At 48.5% G+C, this 17,073-nt stretch carries 16 protein-coding genes; 7 read left to right on the top strand and 9 right to left on the bottom strand.

Features of this window, described 5'->3' with window-relative positions; all coding sequences use genetic code 11:
• Positions 1–28: 28 nt before the first annotated feature.
• Positions 29–1,009: an MDR family oxidoreductase gene (locus tag KZ771_RS00250; RefSeq protein WP_290569114.1), complete on the top strand. Its 981-nt coding sequence runs from the start codon at positions 29–31 to the stop codon at positions 1,007–1,009.
• A 140-nt stretch (positions 1,010–1,149) separates the two neighbouring features.
• Here KZ771_RS00250 and arsJ read toward each other — a convergent pair whose 3' ends face one another.
• From arsJ to KZ771_RS00215, 7 genes are all read right to left on the bottom strand, one after another.
• The gene (gene arsJ / locus KZ771_RS00245; RefSeq protein ID WP_290569113.1) at positions 1,150–2,361 is read right to left on the bottom strand and encodes an organoarsenical effux MFS transporter ArsJ; all 1,212 of its coding nucleotides are present in this window, start codon (positions 2,359–2,361) and stop codon (positions 1,150–1,152) included.
• A complete protein-coding gene (locus KZ771_RS00240; RefSeq protein WP_290569112.1) occupies positions 2,361–3,356 on the bottom strand; it encodes an ArsJ-associated glyceraldehyde-3-phosphate dehydrogenase in 996 nt (331 codons plus the stop codon). The genes arsJ and KZ771_RS00240 overlap by 1 nt, the downstream gene beginning before the upstream one ends.
• 229 nt (positions 3,357–3,585) lie before the next feature.
• The gene (gene arsB, locus KZ771_RS00235; protein WP_290569110.1) at positions 3,586–4,623 is read right to left on the bottom strand and encodes an ACR3 family arsenite efflux transporter; all 1,038 of its coding nucleotides are present in this window, start codon (positions 4,621–4,623) and stop codon (positions 3,586–3,588) included.
• The gene (locus KZ771_RS00230; protein WP_290654032.1) at positions 4,610–5,365 is read right to left on the bottom strand and encodes a metalloregulator ArsR/SmtB family transcription factor; all 756 of its coding nucleotides are present in this window, start codon (positions 5,363–5,365) and stop codon (positions 4,610–4,612) included. Before KZ771_RS00230 ends, arsB begins: the two co-directional genes overlap by 14 nt.
• Positions 5,366–5,421: 56 nt before the next feature.
• Complete coding sequence (locus KZ771_RS00225; RefSeq protein ID WP_133538836.1) at positions 5,422–5,796, bottom strand: GreA/GreB family elongation factor; 375 nt, start codon at positions 5,794–5,796, stop codon at positions 5,422–5,424.
• A 225-nt stretch (positions 5,797–6,021) separates the two neighbouring features.
• Positions 6,022–6,345, bottom strand: a complete 324-nt coding sequence (locus KZ771_RS00220; protein WP_290573583.1) for a GreA/GreB family elongation factor — start codon at positions 6,343–6,345, stop codon at positions 6,022–6,024.
• Between the two features lie 274 nt (positions 6,346–6,619).
• Positions 6,620–7,834 carry a Xaa-Pro peptidase family protein gene (locus KZ771_RS00215; RefSeq protein ID WP_290654031.1) on the bottom strand — a complete coding sequence of 405 codons (1,215 nt, stop codon included), beginning with the start codon at positions 7,832–7,834 and terminating at the stop codon, positions 6,620–6,622.
• A gap of 128 nt (positions 7,835–7,962) precedes the next feature.
• On the opposite strand from KZ771_RS00215, the gene KZ771_RS00210 reads away from it, so the two are divergent.
• The 5 genes from KZ771_RS00210 to KZ771_RS00190 all read left to right on the top strand — a co-directional run bounded on the left by KZ771_RS00210 (position 7,963) and on the right by KZ771_RS00190 (position 10,896).
• On the top strand, positions 7,963–8,370 hold the full coding sequence (locus tag KZ771_RS00210) for a hypothetical protein (RefSeq protein WP_290654030.1): 408 nt from the start codon (positions 7,963–7,965) through the stop codon (positions 8,368–8,370).
• Positions 8,351–8,533 (top strand): hypothetical protein, encoded by a 183-nt coding sequence (locus KZ771_RS00205; protein ID WP_290573586.1) that lies wholly within the window; start codon positions 8,351–8,353, stop codon positions 8,531–8,533. The genes KZ771_RS00210 and KZ771_RS00205 overlap by 20 nt, the downstream gene beginning before the upstream one ends.
• Before the next feature lie 117 nt (positions 8,534–8,650).
• Positions 8,651–9,301, top strand: a complete 651-nt coding sequence (locus KZ771_RS00200; RefSeq protein ID WP_133538841.1) for a DUF1707 domain-containing protein — start codon at positions 8,651–8,653, stop codon at positions 9,299–9,301.
• Positions 9,302–9,351: 50 nt separating this feature from the next.
• Positions 9,352–9,972 carry a glutathione S-transferase family protein gene (locus tag KZ771_RS00195; protein ID WP_290654029.1) on the top strand — a complete coding sequence of 207 codons (621 nt, stop codon included), beginning with the start codon at positions 9,352–9,354 and terminating at the stop codon, positions 9,970–9,972.
• Between the two features lie 9 nt (positions 9,973–9,981).
• Positions 9,982–10,896, top strand: a complete 915-nt coding sequence (locus KZ771_RS00190; protein ID WP_290654028.1) for a mechanosensitive ion channel domain-containing protein — start codon at positions 9,982–9,984, stop codon at positions 10,894–10,896.
• Between the two features lie 35 nt (positions 10,897–10,931).
• Here the strand turns inward: KZ771_RS00190 and KZ771_RS00185 are convergent, their stop codons facing one another.
• Both KZ771_RS00185 and KZ771_RS00180 read right to left on the bottom strand, forming a co-directional pair.
• Positions 10,932–13,622 (bottom strand): TonB-dependent receptor, encoded by a 2,691-nt coding sequence (locus KZ771_RS00185; RefSeq protein WP_290573590.1) that lies wholly within the window; start codon positions 13,620–13,622, stop codon positions 10,932–10,934.
• 76 nt (positions 13,623–13,698) lie between these two features.
• Entirely contained in the window at positions 13,699–16,461 is a 2,763-nt protein-coding gene (locus tag KZ771_RS00180; protein WP_290654027.1) for a hypothetical protein, read from the bottom strand.
• Between the two features lie 132 nt (positions 16,462–16,593).
• On the opposite strand from KZ771_RS00180, the gene KZ771_RS00175 reads away from it, so the two are divergent.
• Positions 16,594–17,052 (top strand): hypothetical protein, encoded by a 459-nt coding sequence (locus KZ771_RS00175; RefSeq protein WP_290654026.1) that lies wholly within the window; start codon positions 16,594–16,596, stop codon positions 17,050–17,052.
• The last annotated feature ends 21 nt before the right edge of the window (positions 17,053–17,073 follow it).

Genomic DNA, 17,073 nt, shown 5'->3' with positions numbered 1-17,073 from the left:
AGACGATCGGTCTAATTAGGAGCTAAGTATGTTTAATGCAATTGTTATTAGTAAAGAAAAAGAACAGTCAACAACCTTAACGTCGATCGATAAATCGATGCTCAACGATGGCGATGTTACCATCAACGTTGCATATTCGACACTGAACTATAAAGACGCATTGGCTATTTGCCAAAAGCCCGGAGTAGTTCGCGAGTGGCCAATGATTCCAGGTATTGATTTAGCCGGAACAGTAACAGAGTCATCTAGTAATCTATTTGAAATAGGCGACAAGGTATTAGTTAATGGCTATGGCATCGGCGAAGTACACTCCGGCGGACTAGCTCAACAAGCGCGCGTTAAAAGTGAGTGGTTAGTACCGTTACCAAGCGGCATTAGTCTTAAACAATCCATGGCCATTGGCACCGCTGGCTACACAGCCATGTTGTCTGTGTTGGCATTAGAAAAACAAGATGTGGATCCAAGCTCGGGTGAGGTATTAGTCACCGGTGCGGCCGGTGGCGTTGGTTCAGTAGCCATATCCCTGTTAAGTAAATTGGGTTATAACGTCATTGCCGTATCAGGCCGACCCGAACAAGCTGCTTATCTTAAAGCGCTTGGTGCCGTCGAAGTTCTTCCACGTAGTGAACTTGAGGGCTCCGCTAAGCCGCTTGCAAAACAGCGATATGCGGGCGTTATCGATGTTGCGGGGTCGAACATATTGGCAAACGCAATAGCGCAAACTCAATATGGCGGTGTGGTCACTGCGTGCGGATTAGCAGCGGGAATGGACTTACCTACCAACGTGGCACCATTCATTTTGAGGGGCATAAAATTAATTGGTATCGATAGTGTTATGGCGCCAATGCAAAATCGCTTGCAAGCATGGGAGCGGTTAACACAGGATTTAGACTTGATAATGCTGGATAATATGACACAAACTGTTGGCCTCAATCAGGTTCTTCAGCTTGCGCCAGAATTACTCAAGGGCCAAGTTCGCGGTCGGACGGTGGTTGACGTGAATCTTTGAAAAAAGTTAAACCTAACTACTTTTACCTTAGTTGCAGGGATTTGCAATGGCACCAGTAAGTAAAAAAACGGCCTTACGAGTTGCTACTGCAATAGCAACTATTATTTACTGCAAAAAATAACAGCTTAGAAGTTTCAAAATCAGTCTTCCACAGAGTTTCTCAGTGGCAAAAAGCTAATTGCAACTGTGGATAGTAGCAATAACAGCGTCGATATCACTAGACACGCGGTTAATCCCCATTGTTGATAAACCCACCCGGATAAGATTGTGCCTAATAACCGACCGGCTGCGTTAGCCATATAGTAGAAGCCAACGTCCAGCGATACGCCATCAGTGCGTGAATAAGCAACAATCAAATAACTGTGCAAGGATGAATTAATGGCAAACAAAATGCCAAACAGCCCTAAGCCAATAGTTATACTCTGGGCAATCGGTAGGTGCTGCCATAGTGCCAGGCCGAGCGCCAGTGGACTAAGCGTCAGTAGCGCATTCCAGACCACCGCCTGAGTTTTGGGCACGTCCTTGCTACTTTTTGTGAATTTAGGCGCTATGCTTTGAACAAACCCGTAGCCAATAACCCACAAGGCTAAAAAGCTACCGACCTGCCAGTGGTTCCAGTCCAGTTGGCTGGCTAAGAACACCGGTAAAGCGACGACAAACCAGACATCGCGGGCACCAAAGAGTAGAAAGCGCGCGCCCGATAGAATATTGATCGGTCGACTTTTAGATAAAATGTCTTTGAATTTAGGCTTGAACTTAGCTTTGCCCGATTCTTTTTTCAGAAAAATTAAACTGGCTATCCAGACTAGGCTGAGCATAACCGCCATCGCGAGCACCGCACCCTGGAAGCCAATTAACGTAAGCAACAGGCCGCCCAGGAAAAAGCCAACGCCCTTTAAGGTGTTTTTTGAACCGGTGAGTATAGCAACCCACTTGTAGAGTTGAGCCTGTTTGTCATCCGGCACCAATAGCTTGATAGTGCTTTTGGCGCTCATTTTATTGAGATCTTTGGCAATACCGGACAGCGCCTGAGCAGCCATCACCCAAATAACACTGAGCATAGAGCTGGGCACCAGCAGCATGGCCAGTGCCACAATTTGTATACCGAGCCCAATATTCATGGTCCGGTTGAGTCCCCACCGAGCCCCCAGCCAGCCACCAAACAGGTTGGTAACTACACCAAAAAACTCATAGAACAGGAACAACATCGCTACTTCCAGCGCACTGTAACCCAACTGATGGAAGTGCAGCACCACCAGCATTCGCAGCGCGCCGTCAGTCAGGGTAAAGGCCCAGTAGTTGCCGGTAACAATTAAATATTGGCGTATTGCCGGCGACAGCTGACGCAGCATTATCCGACCTTTTCGACCAGTTCAACCGCGCGGTTGGCATAACCCCATTCGTTGTCATACCAGGCATAGATCTTAACGTGGGTACCGTTAATGACCTTGGTGGACAGCGCATCGACAATGCTGGAGCGCGGATCGGTTTTGTAATCTATCGACACTAACGGGCGCTCTTCGTAACCCAGAATGCCTTTTAGCTCACCTTCTGCGGCTTCTTTCATCCAGCCGTTGATTTCTTCAACTGAAGTGGCCTTTTCGACTTCGAACACACAGTCGGTTAACGACGCATTGGCAAGGGGTACGCGAACCGCATGGCCGTCAATCTTGTCCTTAAGCTCCGGGAAAATCTCGACAATAGCCGTTGCCGAACCTGTAGACGTCGGAATTAGGCTCATGCCGCAGGCACGGGCTCGGCGTAAGTCTTTGTGTGGCGCGTCCAGAATACTTTGCGTATTAGTTAGATCGTGAATAGTGGTAATTGACGCGTGTTTAATACCAATTTTGTCCTGCAGAACTTTGACTACCGGCGCCAGACAATTAGTGGTGCAGGACGCGGCAGTGACTATTTGATGTTTTTCAGGCTCGTAAAGGTGGTCATTAACGCCCATCACAATATTCAAAGCGCCGGGCTCTTTGACCGGAGCTGATACGACAACTCGTTTTACGCCTTGTGACAGGTAATCGTTGAGCACCTTCACGGTTTTCATCTTGCCGGAGGCTTCCAGCACCACATCGCAACCACTCCAGTCGTTGTCGCCAATGGTTTTGTGCTGAGAGAAAGCAATGCGCTCCCCACCAATTTCAATCGAGTTACCCGCACCTTCGGCTTCATAACCCCAGCGACCGTGCACCGAATCAAAATTCAGCAAATGCGCAAAGGTTGCCGCATCAGCGCCCGGGTCATTCACCTGAACAACCTGCAGCTCAGGGTTGTCCCAAGCCGCGCGCAAGGCTAAACGGCCAATACGACCCAAACCGTTAATTCCAACTTTAATCGTCATAAAAGACTCCTTATGTATCTCTTACCTGCCCATTATAGGGCTTTGGGGGAGTTTGCTGTCTTGTTTCGCTTGAGCATTGAACCTCCTGTGGCGGAGACGCTACGAGTTCATCCATGAACGCTTGACGAAGGCCATCCTTGGCCTTCGACACTCCGCCACAGGAGCTTCAACACTCATAACGCTTACAAGACAACAAACTCCCCCTTCTATATCTAAACGGTTTTAGCATTCATGATTTAAACCAGTGTTTCGTCTTATTCGCGAACCAGACTAAAGAGAGCATCACTGGTACTTCTACCAGTACACCAACAACCGTGGCTAGTGCGGCGCCGGACTGCAAACCAAATAATGAAATAGCGACGGCTACGGCTAGTTCGAAAAAGTTCGAGGTACCAATTAAGCAGGCGGGTGCTGCAATGCGGTGTGGCAGTTTAATCAGTAATGCAATAATAAAGGTGATAGCAAAAATGCCGTAAGTTTGAATAAGCAGCGGCGTTGCTATCATGGCGATATCTAAAGGACGAGTTAGCAACACTTCTGCCTGAAAACCAAATAACAGCACGACGGTGAGCAGTAAGCCGACAATGGACCAGGGCTTCATGCGTGTATCAAAGGCTTGTAGTGCGGAATCGACATTATGCTGCTGCGATGTTGCTTTGCTCTTTAGCCATTGGCGCGTTAACAGCCCGGCAATAAGCGGTGCCACGACGTATAGGCCAACACTTATCAGCAAGGTTTGCCAGGGCACAATAATATCGGTGATACCCAGCAGCAGTGCGGCAATGGGCGCAAAGGCAAAAATCATAATGACGTCGTTGACCGACACCTGTACCAGCGTATAGCTGGCATCGCCTTTGGTCAGCTGACTCCAGATAAAAACCATGGCCGTACACGGCGCCACACCGAGTAGAATGACTCCGGCTAAATATTCGTTAGCGGTCTCCGGCTGAATAAAGTCAGCAAATACACCTTTAAAAAACAGCCAACCCACGAAAGCCATTGTAAATGGCTTAATAAGCCAGTTAATAGCGACCGTTAGAATAAGCCCTTTCGGCTCTTTAGCAATTTGTGTAATGGACTCGAAGTTGACCTGCACCATCACCGGGTAAATCATCAGCCATATCAACACCGCGATAATCAGGTTAACCTGCGCAAACTCAATACCTGACAGCACTTCGAAAACTGGTGGGAACAAGTTACCCAGTAAAGTACCGGCAATAATCGCCAGGGCGACCCAAACCGATAAAAACCGTTCAAACACACCCATTATCGATATCCTTGATTTGTTGAGGAATTAACGACGCGTGGTAAGTCGCTGTGGTTTTAATGATAGTCGCCATCCAGTCCTGTAGGGCCGGGTTAATTCGATAGTAAACCCAGCGCTGATCTTTGCGATCGGCCAACAAGCCGTATTCGCGCAGCTGCGCCAAATGCCGCGATACTTTGGGCTGTGACATACCAGTGGCATCGACAAACTGGCAAACACATAACTCTCCATGGTGTTGCAGCATTAAAATCATTTGCAAACGCAGCGGGTCAGCGAGAATTTTGAAGAACTCATGCGGTGCATCAAACAACTGCGGACGGTCACTTTTCTTGCGTAAAATAAGCAACAGCATCTTTATCCGTTCGCTTAATTCATGCGCCGTTTTCTTAAACGCATCCGCTTTTTTACTGGTCACTGGGTCAGGGAAGTCCCAGGCAATGAAGTGCTGGTCACCACACAAGGTCTGGCACTCGGTGCGGGCCCGATCACACAGGCTTATCACGTAATCGAAGCTATTGAAATCAATATCAGCAAGTGCTTTTGAGTGCAGACCACTGGTCTCAACCCCCAGTGAGTCTAATGCTGCCAACGCTTCAGGCTCTGGCTTGATGGGCTCAGTACCCGCGCTGGCAACCTTAAAGTCATCGCCCGCAAACTGTCTAAAAAGTGCCTCGGCCATTAATGATCGGGCTGAGTTAGCAGTGCAAAGAAACAATACGCTTGTCGGTTGTTTTGAAGTCATATTCAGCGCCATATATCTGATATTTCGTATATATGGTAAACCAAATATGTAATTATTCAAGAGACGTGAATAACCTCAACAGACTGCTTACCGCGATTTGTTTGCCATTCAATCGTTTGACCAATAGACAAACCGATAAGCGCAGCCCCCAGCGGGGCAAAAACCGATAAGCTATCTTCGTATTTGTCGACCTGGTCTGGCGCTGTTAGCGTTTTCGTGAATACTTTACCTGTTTCAAGCACTTTAAAGGTGACTTGTTTATTCAAACGAGCTACATGGTCTGGCATGGCCGCAGGCGTTACGACTTCAGCGCGCGCTAACTCGGCTTCTAATTCATCGAGTAATTCCCGCGGCAGTCGCGATTCATCAAGACAGTGTTCGATTACTGCTAAGTCAAAGGTTGATATCATGATTTTTGGTTTTGTTTGCATGTCTATTCTCCATTAAAAAAGGGCTCCGAAGAGCCCTTTACTAGTTACTCATCAGAAAGTTTCTTTTTTTTCTTTTGCTTTCGTTTTTCTTTTAACGTCATTTGTGGCTTCTTTTTCTCTTTTTCTTTACTCATTGGATTCACCTTATCTGTTCAATAATTAAACTCAAAGACTATTGCACAACTCAGTTACTCCAAGGCTCTGCCCTCCTTAAGGCTTGTTTTTTTAGTTCTTTCGCATTATTCGTTGCTGATTCACCGCAACAATATTCCAGTATTCAGTTTTTCGTCCATGTTGGGTCATCGCCACCGCTCCCGGGCGCAGACCTAATAAAGCCAGTCCCATAGCCGAAATGAACGAAATTCGCTGGTTTTCGGGATCCGCCAATTCGGGGGGCACTAACGTTATCGTGAGCCGCTCTTTAGAGCGACAGTGTTGTATTGTTACTCTTGAGCCTACGCTAATACGCCCGATCAAACGGGAACTAGGCTGCTGACTATATTCCAAGCGACTCAATAACAGGCTTAAATCCATTGGGTCGACTAACATCTGTCCGCTATTTTTAAAAATAGGATTAATTGGACATAAGAGAGCCCTACAAGGCCTCAACAAACGCATAAGCACGGCTTTTCTCCAACCGAACTAATGAAAGAAGTATTTTTATAAAATCACAACAGAAAAGCGCCGAACGCAGGGGCTGCGTTCGGCTTAATTTGGAAAGGTGAGTGCGGTACTCTGTATGGAATAGTTATACTTAAACATGGTGTCCTCGAAACCCGATGACACCATCATAGCCGCTAAAAAATTTAAAGCAAGTCCGCCACTAATCGTCTAGATTAAAGGGGTTTTCCAATGACCGCGACGGCTCAGTAAACCAGACTGGGCCTTGTTCGCTCATATAAAAATGGTCTTCCAGACGCACGCCAAATTTATCCGGCTGTATCACCATGGGCTCGTTGCTAAAACACATGCCCGGGGCTAATAAGGTTTTATCTCCGCCAACTAAATAAGGCCATTCGTGCAAATCCATGCCAATGCCGTGACCGGTACGATGCGGCACGCCGGGTAATTGATAGTTATCTTTTAAGCCAATGTTGGCTAATTCGTCGCGAACGGCATCGTCGACTTCTTCGCAAGCACGGCCATTAGCCGCCGCATTAAAGGCGGCTAACTGCAATTGTTGTTCGTATTGCCAAAAGGTTTTTTGTTCATGCGTGGCTTCGCCAAAGGCATAAGTTCGGGTGATATCCGAGTGATAGCCATGCAACTTGCAGCCGGTATCAATTAATACCCAGTCATTTTTCTGTAGATGCTGCTCGTAATTAACTCCGTGCGGGTAACTAGTCCCCTGGCCAAATAAAACGATGCAGAAGAACGAACCACTGGCACCCGCCCGGCGATGGGCTTCGTCAATAAATGCACGCACTTCAGAGGCACTAATACCCTCATGTAACATGGCTGCGGTGGCACGGTGCACAGCCAGCGTCATGTCCATGGCACGTTGTATTAGTGCAAGTTCCGCCTCAGATTTCTGCATACGACATGCTGCGGTAATGACTTTTGCATCCACCATCTTTGCCGCCGGATAGCGTTCTTCAAGATTGGCAATGATACTGTAGGAACAGGATTCATCCAGCGCCAGCTTGCCTTCGGTCAGCCCCTGAGTCTGTAAAAACTGTACAAAGTGATCGTAGGGCGACTCGTGTTCGTCCCACAATAACGTGTTTAAAGGCACCACCATGGCCTGTGTTAGGGAGCCCACTTCAAAAGCCGGTGCAATCAGGGTAACCTCGCCCTGCGCCGGAACAATCGCCCCGACCAGTCGCTCACTGGCGTACCATTGCAATCCGGTAAAATAAGTTAAGTTTGTACCCGCGTTTACATACATGGCATCAATACCATTTGCCTGCATAATCGCTTGCGCTTTTTTAATGCGAGCCTGATATTCGGATAATTGGATTGGCTCTAAGTCCACTGTCATATCATCAAGGCTATTAAGCGCTTGTTCTGCTGTTAACGTACCTACACCCTGGGTCATCTGCTCTACTCCGTAACTTTTATTTATCCGCAGTGTATCAAAAAACACCGCTGCTTGTTGCGAACAATTCTCATTTATACTATCGTTTGGATGTCGCTATAACGATACTAAGTCAATAGGGTCACAAAATGGCATCAGCAATTTCGCATAATCACCAGTTTCATACTTGCTTTGCAGAAGCAACTCCACTATTGCAACAGCACCAATTACAGGCAGCACTGGCCACCTTGTTACGGGCGCGTAGATTAGCTCTGCAGGTCAGCGAGGATCCCGTGCTGGCCGCGAACGGACAGCAAAACTACGTAACAACCAGTTTGATCATGATGGGCGTGCAATTCAGGTTGCATCTGCATGCGGACACGCTTGCCACGTATCACCAGTTGTTTCATCAGCTGGATGACTGGCTTGGCAGAGCATCGAACAGGGCATGCCAAATACGCTTGCGCGGTTATCAGACGCTGGCGGAGAGAGCCTGTCGGCATCTTCACCTGGAACGATTACGCGAGGAGACCATTAATGCGCAATCAAACCCATAGTCGCGTTCGGCTTGAAATAGACACACAGCAACTAATGCGCTTAATGCAAAAGCGTCAGCTGGTTGCCAGTGATTTTCGCTGTTGCGACAGTAAAAGTCGCTGTGTTTTAAAACAACTATTGCTGGAGTGCTCGGCACGAACAATCAGTCAAAGCGGTAAATAACCTATTTATGTTCAATTGTAAGAACATGTTATCCATTTGATTTATATATAAAAAGCTATTTTGCGTTTATCCGCCACCCGGCTAATAATAACAATATATCTACAACGGGGAACAAGCATGGCGGTAAAATTTGAAGATCGCCCGATTGAGCAGGTACGGGAACAAACCATTGATCAGCTGGTGATGAATTACAGTCACGGCATCATTTCTGCCGAGGCCTTTGAGCGCCGTTTAGATCAGGCTATGGATGCCACCGAACATGCGCAGTTGTCGGTACTGGTCGAAGACTTAGAACTAAAGCCTGACGCGTCTTACGACAACATGAAAGAGCAACGGTTTTCACCGCAATATGGTGAGGGCCGGGTAGAACCGACCGAAAACGTCATTTCAATTTTGTCCTCGAATGAGCGAACCGGGGTATGGACGGTTCCTAGTCAAATCACCATCTATTCGTTGCTGGGCTCTGCCGTACTGGACTTTACCGATGCCATTTTTAGACAGCCTGACGTTACCGTAAAAATCGTCGGTGGCCTGTCCAGTCTGGAAATCTATGTACCTGAACAGGTTACGCTCAGTACCAATGTGTTCAATATACTTGGATCTACCGAAAACAAAGCGCCCTCGCTGGGTCACCTGAAGCAGGCACCACATATACGTATCGAAGGGATCCAAGTGCTGGGTTCGGTCGAAATTAAAGTCAAACGCAGCATGAAAGAAAAGTTTGTCGCCTTCGCCAACAGCCTAAAAAGCACCTTTCAATCTCATTAAAGTCGGAGTAAATTGAAGCTAACACTCAAATAAACAGGGAGTTAGCTTCAATGAAACTCTATGAGATGGCGAAAGCGCCCAATCCACGCCGGGTGCGCATGTTTCTGGCCGAAAAAGGCTTACTGGACGAGGTTACCTGCATCGAGATTGATCTTGCCAAAGGTGAAAACCTCAGTACCGATTTTAGTGCTAAAAACCCCATGAACAAGGTACCGGTACTAGAGCTTGACGACGGCACCTGTATTAGCGAAACCACCGCGATTTGCCGTTATTTTGAAGAAGAGCACTATCCCGACAGCCCAAAACTATTGGGCAACGATGCTAACGAAAAGGCCATAATCGAGCAGTGGACTCGCTGGGTCGACTTCTATCTGTTCCTGCCCATTGGCATGGGCTTTCAGCACACCACTGATTATTTTGCGCACCGCATGAATCCGATCAAAGAATGGGGCGAATCAAACATTGAACAGGCAATGAAGTTCTTCGACTTCTTAGACAACCATTTAAAAGACCATGACTACATTGCCTGCGGACGCCTGACAGCAGCCGATATTAATGCGTTTTGTTCAGTTGATTTCGGTAAGGTAGTTAACTTACGCGTTAATGAATCGCACCCTCACCTGAAACACTGGTACGAGCGCATAAAAGCGCGTCCGTCGGCTGCTGTTTAGGACATCACCATGCAAATGAACTGGCAGGATTTGTCCGGCAAACTTTCGGGACTATGGCAAACCGAGCTCTACAAAGCCGGTGATACACCGATTTATTTGTCGCAAGTGATCATCGCCTTAGTATTGATCATTATTGGCTTTGTGATTGTGCGTTGGTTAGGGGCTCACCTGGTTAAACGCGCGCTGCGTTCCAGTGGCGCATCGGAGAATACCGTGTACGCGTTTCGCCGGCTGATTTCCTTTTTCGCATACGCCATGATCGTATTAATTGCGCTACCCATTGCCGGTATTCCGATAACCATATTCGCAGTACTCGGTGGCGCCTTAGCCATTGGTGTCGGCTTTGGTGCACAGAACCTGCTAAACAATTTGATCTCCGGCATCATTCTAATTGCCGAACGCCCCATTCGTATTGGCGACATTGTCGAACTGGAAAAGGAGCGCGGCCGAGTCGAAGAGATTGGTAATCGCTGTGTGCGTATTCGTCGCTACGACGGCGTGCATGTGTTAGTGCCGAATAGCTACTTTCTCGAGCAACGGGTGGTTAACTGGACCCTGGTATCAGCGGATATTCGCTCGGTAGTCTCAGTCGGCGTTGCCTATGGCTCGCCGGTCGAGAAAGTCAGAGACTTAATGCAGCAGTCAGTCGAAGAGCACGAAAAGGTATCTAAGGACTATCCGGTTGAGGTCTTCTTTGAAGAGTTTGGAGATAACGCACTGACGTTTAACCTATTTTTCTGGACCAGTGTGCACCAACCCATGGATATCCGCCGGGTGCAATCCGATGTACGGTTTAAAATCAATGCGCTGTTTGCCGAGCACAATATTGTCATTGCCTTCCCGCAACGCGATATTCACCTGGATACCAGCAAGCCGTTGGAAATTCACCTGAAAGATCCCAGCGAACATCAAAAAGGCGCCTAACAAGGCGCCTTTATCATCATCGCAGAGTCTGAGAGCTAGAACTCACGTTTATAAGTAAGCGAGAAACTTACTCCACGTGTCTCTGAACGCAACAGCGTATTATCAAACTCAATCTCTTTATCCTGGTTCAACATGTTCTGAACTTTGAGGGTAATTTGCGAGTTAAAGTCTGGATAATAGCTGTACACCGCATCCAGTGAATGGAAGGGTTGCTCAAACGAATCGCCACGGCCATCGATACCCGGAATGATAATACGGTCACCGAATACGTTATACACTAACGACGCCGAGTGCATGCCGTCATCTGAATCGAAGCCTAACTGCGTATTCACCACCCACTCTGAATGACCCGTTAAGCGCCGCTCTGTATTGGTGATTGAGGTTGATACACCGGTTTGCTCAACGATGTTTTGGGTGTCCAGCGTAATGCTTGAATCGCTTAACGTAACGTTACCCGAGACAAAGAAGTTATTACTTAAGCTCTTCAGCCATTCCACTTCAGTACCGTACACTTCGCCGGTCTCAGCGTTGGCAATACGCACCAGCGGCGGACCATCCTGCGACGGTGACTGTACCGATTCAATCGGGTTTGTCATGTCTTTATAGAAAAATCCGACTGATAAGGTATCTCCATTGTCCTGGTACCATTCCCAACGCGCATCAAAGTTATTGATATCGGTTGTTTCCAAACCTGGAGTACCACCTACCGGGAACAACGTCAGTGGATCCAGGTAGGTTGAACTGGACACTTCACGCAGATCCGGACGCACCACGGTTTTACCGTAGCTAAACCGTAGTTGTTGCTCGTCAGTCAAAAAGTAAGTCAGCGCCAGTGACGGGTACAAATCATCTTCCTGGAACGCCAGATCCACTAAGTCCTGTGCATCAGGGCTTGTCGGCAGGTCTATTTCGCCCGACTGCGGAATTAACGGTACCACTACCTGACGAAAATCTTCCCAACGAACACCGGCAGTAACCCGCCATTTTTCATCAAAGAAAAAATCACCTTCAAAATAGTACGCGTCAATCGCCTGAGCAGAGATATAGTCATCCCCCGCAACCGTCGTGTCGTTAAGAATCGGCAAAAAGCCCAACTCCGCATCCGCAATGACGTTGTCGTTGAGGATTTCGCCTAGCTGATAGCCTTCCAGCACGCTTGAGTCACTGAATGCACGGGTGTTGATATCAAAACGACGGTTGGTTGCGTAGCGCGTTTTCTGTACAAAGTCAGCGCCCGCCTTCAGGGTAATATCCCAGCTGTCTAACATAATCGGCAGCGTTACATTCCCGCCCCAGTTTTCGACCTGGTCATTCAAATCCTGAAAGTTGTAACGTGCAGCCGTTGTCGCATTGGTTAAAACACTCTCGTTTTCGCGATCGAAGGTTCCGTCATCGTTGCGATCCGTCAAAATGAAACGGGTTTCGATATTGCCCGGTGCATAACGGCTTGAGCGTGACTTCGAGTATTTCCAGTCAACGCCTAAGAAGTTCCAGTCGGTAAAGGTATGCATGCCTTTAACTTGATTCGCCACCATACGACGCTCCTGATAGGTCACATCGTATGAACGGATACGCTGGTCAGAACCAAAGTTAATATTGTTACTGTTACCGAGCTTTTCACGGAACTGATCTTCGGTGTCATTTAAAATAACATGGCTAAAATCGACTTTATGGTTACTACCGTAATTAATACCCGCGGTAAACATTCCGGACCAGGTTACCTGCTGTTCGGTCGACTCAACATCATCCCAGCCGCGCAAAATCGTATAAGTGCCATCCGGGTTAAGACTCCAGTCTTCACCTAAGTATTGCTCCGACACTTCCCATTCGTTGTCATACGCAGCTGTCGCTAAAAAGCCAATAGCCCATTTGTCATCGATGTCATAACGATTGCCGTAGGTCAGGTCCAGACCGTAATCCGGGTCAATTGTTTGTAGGCTAGGGTCATAATCGCTATTTAACGCCAACGCAACATCGCGGTTTTGCTCTAACGAAATATCATCCAGGAACGTGCGTTGATCCCACAGGTTCTGTAGCATTTGTGGCGCAGCACGGGTTCCATCGTCTTTGCCGTTCCAGTTACTACCGCCGTCATACCAGTAGGCGTCGTCAAAGTTTTCGCTGTTTCCACCCACTTTGACTGATGCGTTAAAGACTTCTTCGCTGGGCGCTGATTTCAAGCGGATATCAACATTACCACCACCAAAGTTGGCGGGCATAGATGCAGAATAGGATTTTTGCACGGCCAGGCTTTCGATGATGTCGGCCGGGAATAAATCCAGTGGGATTACCGCGCGGGTAGGATCAGGACTAGGAACCGACATACCATTTAGCTGGGTACTTGAGTACCGTTCACCCAAACCACGCACATAAATGAATTTGCCGTCCACCAGCGTTAAGCCCGTTACCCGACGAAGCGCAGCTGCCGCATCGCTGTCACCAGTACGGGAAATCTGCTCAGCACCCATGATGTCAGCAACAAACGCTTGCTCTTTGCGTTCCTGCACTACCGCCGCAGCACTGCCTTGTAATCGGGTACCCGTGGTTACAACTTCTTCGATAACCGTTTCGGGTGAGGCCTGTTGTTCCGTAGCGGATTGTTCAGTAACAGATCGCTCAGTAACAGATTGCTCCTGCTGTTCTTGTAATGCATACGCACTTTGCGATGACAAGCCCGTTAAAACCGCAAGAGTAAGGCTCGCCAGAGGAAATTGTTTGGCTCGCATGATAGTAACTACCTCTTTTATACAGTGAAAACCGGGGCACACAATCCTTTGCGTGCCCACGGTTTAGGGTGCGGTGTTATTCCAGACCTACGGTCCAGCCTGCAGTCCAGTCATTATCTGCGCTAACTGCGCCAACAAAGTCTGCGTTGTCAAAGAAGGTGTCGCCACTTAAGTCAGCAGCTGCCGCATCCGTTGCGGTAAAGATGCCGTCCAATGCTTCAGCGGCTGTCACAACACTGTTGCCTTGCTGGCCCAGGAACCATTGTTCAAGGTCTACGTCAGACGTGCCAAACTTGAAGTTTTCGCCGTTATCACATGCCATGACCGAGTGCGTCATGCTGATGCCGCCATCCTGTAAGTGACCCTGGCTGACCGGGTTGCTCTCAACTTCTAAACACTCTCCCATACCGGCAGGGCCTGATACGATGGTGTTGTAGAAAGTCGCCTGAGTACCTTCACGCAGGTAGATACCCTCAGATGAATCCTCGCCGGCAAAGGTGTTTCCGATGATGGTCAGGTTGGCCAGTGTCGGGCTCGACATAGGTTCAGCTGCTGGGTTAGAACCATCGTTGTCGGCTTCGATACCACGGTTCGCGTCTGAGTTGTCCGGATTCTGGCGTACCAGTACATATTGCAATTTACCCTGATAACCGTTATCCCAATCGATGCTGTCGTCCTGCATGTTGGTCAGCACGACATACTTGAAGTTAACGTTACCGCCGAACATTTCGATACCGTCATCCGAGTTGTTATGCACTTGGATATATTCAACAGTGGTACCTGAACCGACACCGCCAAAAGTGATACCGTTTAATTCGTTGTCAGGTGCAATTTCGAAGCCACCGTTCAAGACACGCACGTAACGCAAAGTACCCGAGCTATCAGCGGCATCTGTACCACCAAACACCGCGCCTTCTTCAGCACCTTCAACTTGCAGCGCACAGTCAGACCCATCTGACGGACATTTGTTGCTCGGTGCATTACCCAATACAATCAAACCGCCCCATTGCCCCGGCATACCTTCGCCGCTTTCTACATCAATTGAGGAGGTTAATGAGATAGGCTCCTCTGCAGTACCTTGTGCGTCGATTTGTGAACCACGGCTGATGACCAGGTAATCATTACCCGTGCGGCCGTAGACCGTAACACCAGGTTCAATAGTTAATGTTGCAGAGTCAACGTTATCGCCGCCGACAAATACCGGACCAGTCAGTGCGTAGAAATTGCCTGCGGTTAATGTCAGGTCATCCGTGTAACGACCTTCTAATTCACAGGTTGTCGTTGAACCATCAATCGGCGTGATGGCTTCAGTGCCTGCAGGGCAGCCTGCTACGGGCGCTTCTGAACCACCGGCAGTCACTTCACCGCCGCCGAAACCAAATGCCCAGCCCTGACGCCAATCGTCGTCACCGCCGACAGCACCGATAAAGTCGACCGCTTCAAAGAAGCTACCGTCAACCGTATTCGACACGTCCTGACCTGCGCCTAATAGGGGCGAGCCGCTCATTGGCTGGCCATTGGCAGATAGCATCACTGACTCACTGATAAAGTTGTTCGCCTGGTCGTTTAAGAACCAGTCTTCCAGGTTTACGTCCGTGTCGCCGTACTTAAAGTTCTCGCCATTTGAACAGGCAAATACCGAGTTTTCCATACGGATGGTATTGTCAGCCAGGTGTCCCTGAGATACCGGGTTGCCCTCGACTTCAAAGCATTCACCCATTTCTGATGGCCCGGTTACAACCACGTTGTAAAACTGTGCACCGGTACCTTCACGTAGGTATATACCCTCTGACGAGTCTTCACCCTGGAAGTTATTACCGACGATGGTCAGGTTAGCAAGAATAGGGTTAGACATCGGTTCAGCAGCAGGATTAGAGCCGTCGTTATCTGCTTCGATACCACGGTTTGCGTCGCCACCGTTTTTATCATGCTCCACATATACAAACTGCATGCGACCGCGATAACCGTTATCCCAGTCGATGCTGTCATCTTGCATACCGGTTAACACGACGTGTTTAAAGTCGACGTTACCACCAAACATTTCGATGCCATCATCTGAGTTACCATGAACTTGCAAGTACTCGACAGTAGTGCCTGAACCAACGCCACCAAAAGTAATACCGTTTAATTCGTTATCCGGGGCAATTTCAAAACCACCATGTTTAACCACTAAGTAACGAAGTACGCCGGAGTTGTCGGTCTCATCGCTACCGCCAAATACTGCGCCTTCTTCTGCACCTTCAACCTGTAACGCGCAATCTGAACCGTCCGCCGGACACTTATTGCTTGGCGCGTTACCTAAAATGATGAAGCCGCCCCACTGTCCCGGTGCTGTTTCTTCGCCCAGAACATCCTGCGAAGAGGTCATGATGATCGGCGCGTCTGCAGTACCTTCTGCCATGATTTGCGAATCACGGCTAACGACTAAATAATCGTTGCCCTGGCGACCGAAAATAACCGTACCCGGCTCAACCGTCAGTACCGCTGAATCCGTTTTGTCGCCGCCTACAAAAGTTGGGCCGTCAATGGCATACATAACCGTGGTGCCGTCTTCAAGGCTGTTGATTAACGTTGTGTCTGCTGTAATGCGTCCTGAAAGAACCTGAACCTGAACTTCTTCGCCAAGCGCTTCAGAGGTAGCTAACGATAGTGAACCACTGGTTTCACCCGGTAGCTCAACGCCCGTGTCACCACCCGTATCGCCCCCATTATTACCACCTGAGCCAGTATCTGGTTGTTCAACCGTAGCGCCGGTATCGATATTGATATCGCCACCACAGCCAGCCAATGCGAGTGCCGCTGCAACAGCTGATGCTTTAAATAAGGTTTGCAGTTTCATTAAGTTCTCCCGACCTTTAATTTTCGGTGTTAAATTGACGAGAGTGAGATTAATAAGCTTGCGTGACAGATATGTGACAACTTCAAACTGTCATAAAAGATTCACCGTTCTGAAACCTTGCGTTGATCTGTTTTGTTGCCCGGCCCCGATGGCGTGCTGCTTATCGACGACCAATATCAACAAATGGCTGAAAAGGTCGGTGCTAAAGTCAACGAACTGACCGGCGAAGATGTTGCGGTTTGGTTTGAACAAGCAAACGTGCTGCACCCGGGCGATTTATTCTTCAACGAGCGCTTTCCGTTTATCGACCTAGGGAGTGGCGGTGACGTTGATGGCTACATCGAGAATGTCGAAACGCTGATCAGTAAGATTAACGATGAAACGGTCATCATTCCGGGCCATGGCCCTAAAGCAACACGCGCTGATTACCAACGCTTTGTGAATATGATCAAAGCAACCAAAGCAGAAGTTGATGCGATGCGTAATCAGGGTATGGCATTAGAAGAGGCGCTGGGTAACGGCCTCAGTGAGAAGTGGAGCCCGTGGGCCTGGAACTTCATCACCGAGGAACGTTGGATTAAAACACTTTAGTGACTGCTCCCCGCCCTAACG

The organism is Idiomarina sp. (assembly GCF_019431395.1).
Lineage (GTDB): Bacteria > Pseudomonadota > Gammaproteobacteria > Enterobacterales > Alteromonadaceae > Idiomarina.
This window is presented reverse-complemented; position numbering and strand designations above follow the sequence as displayed.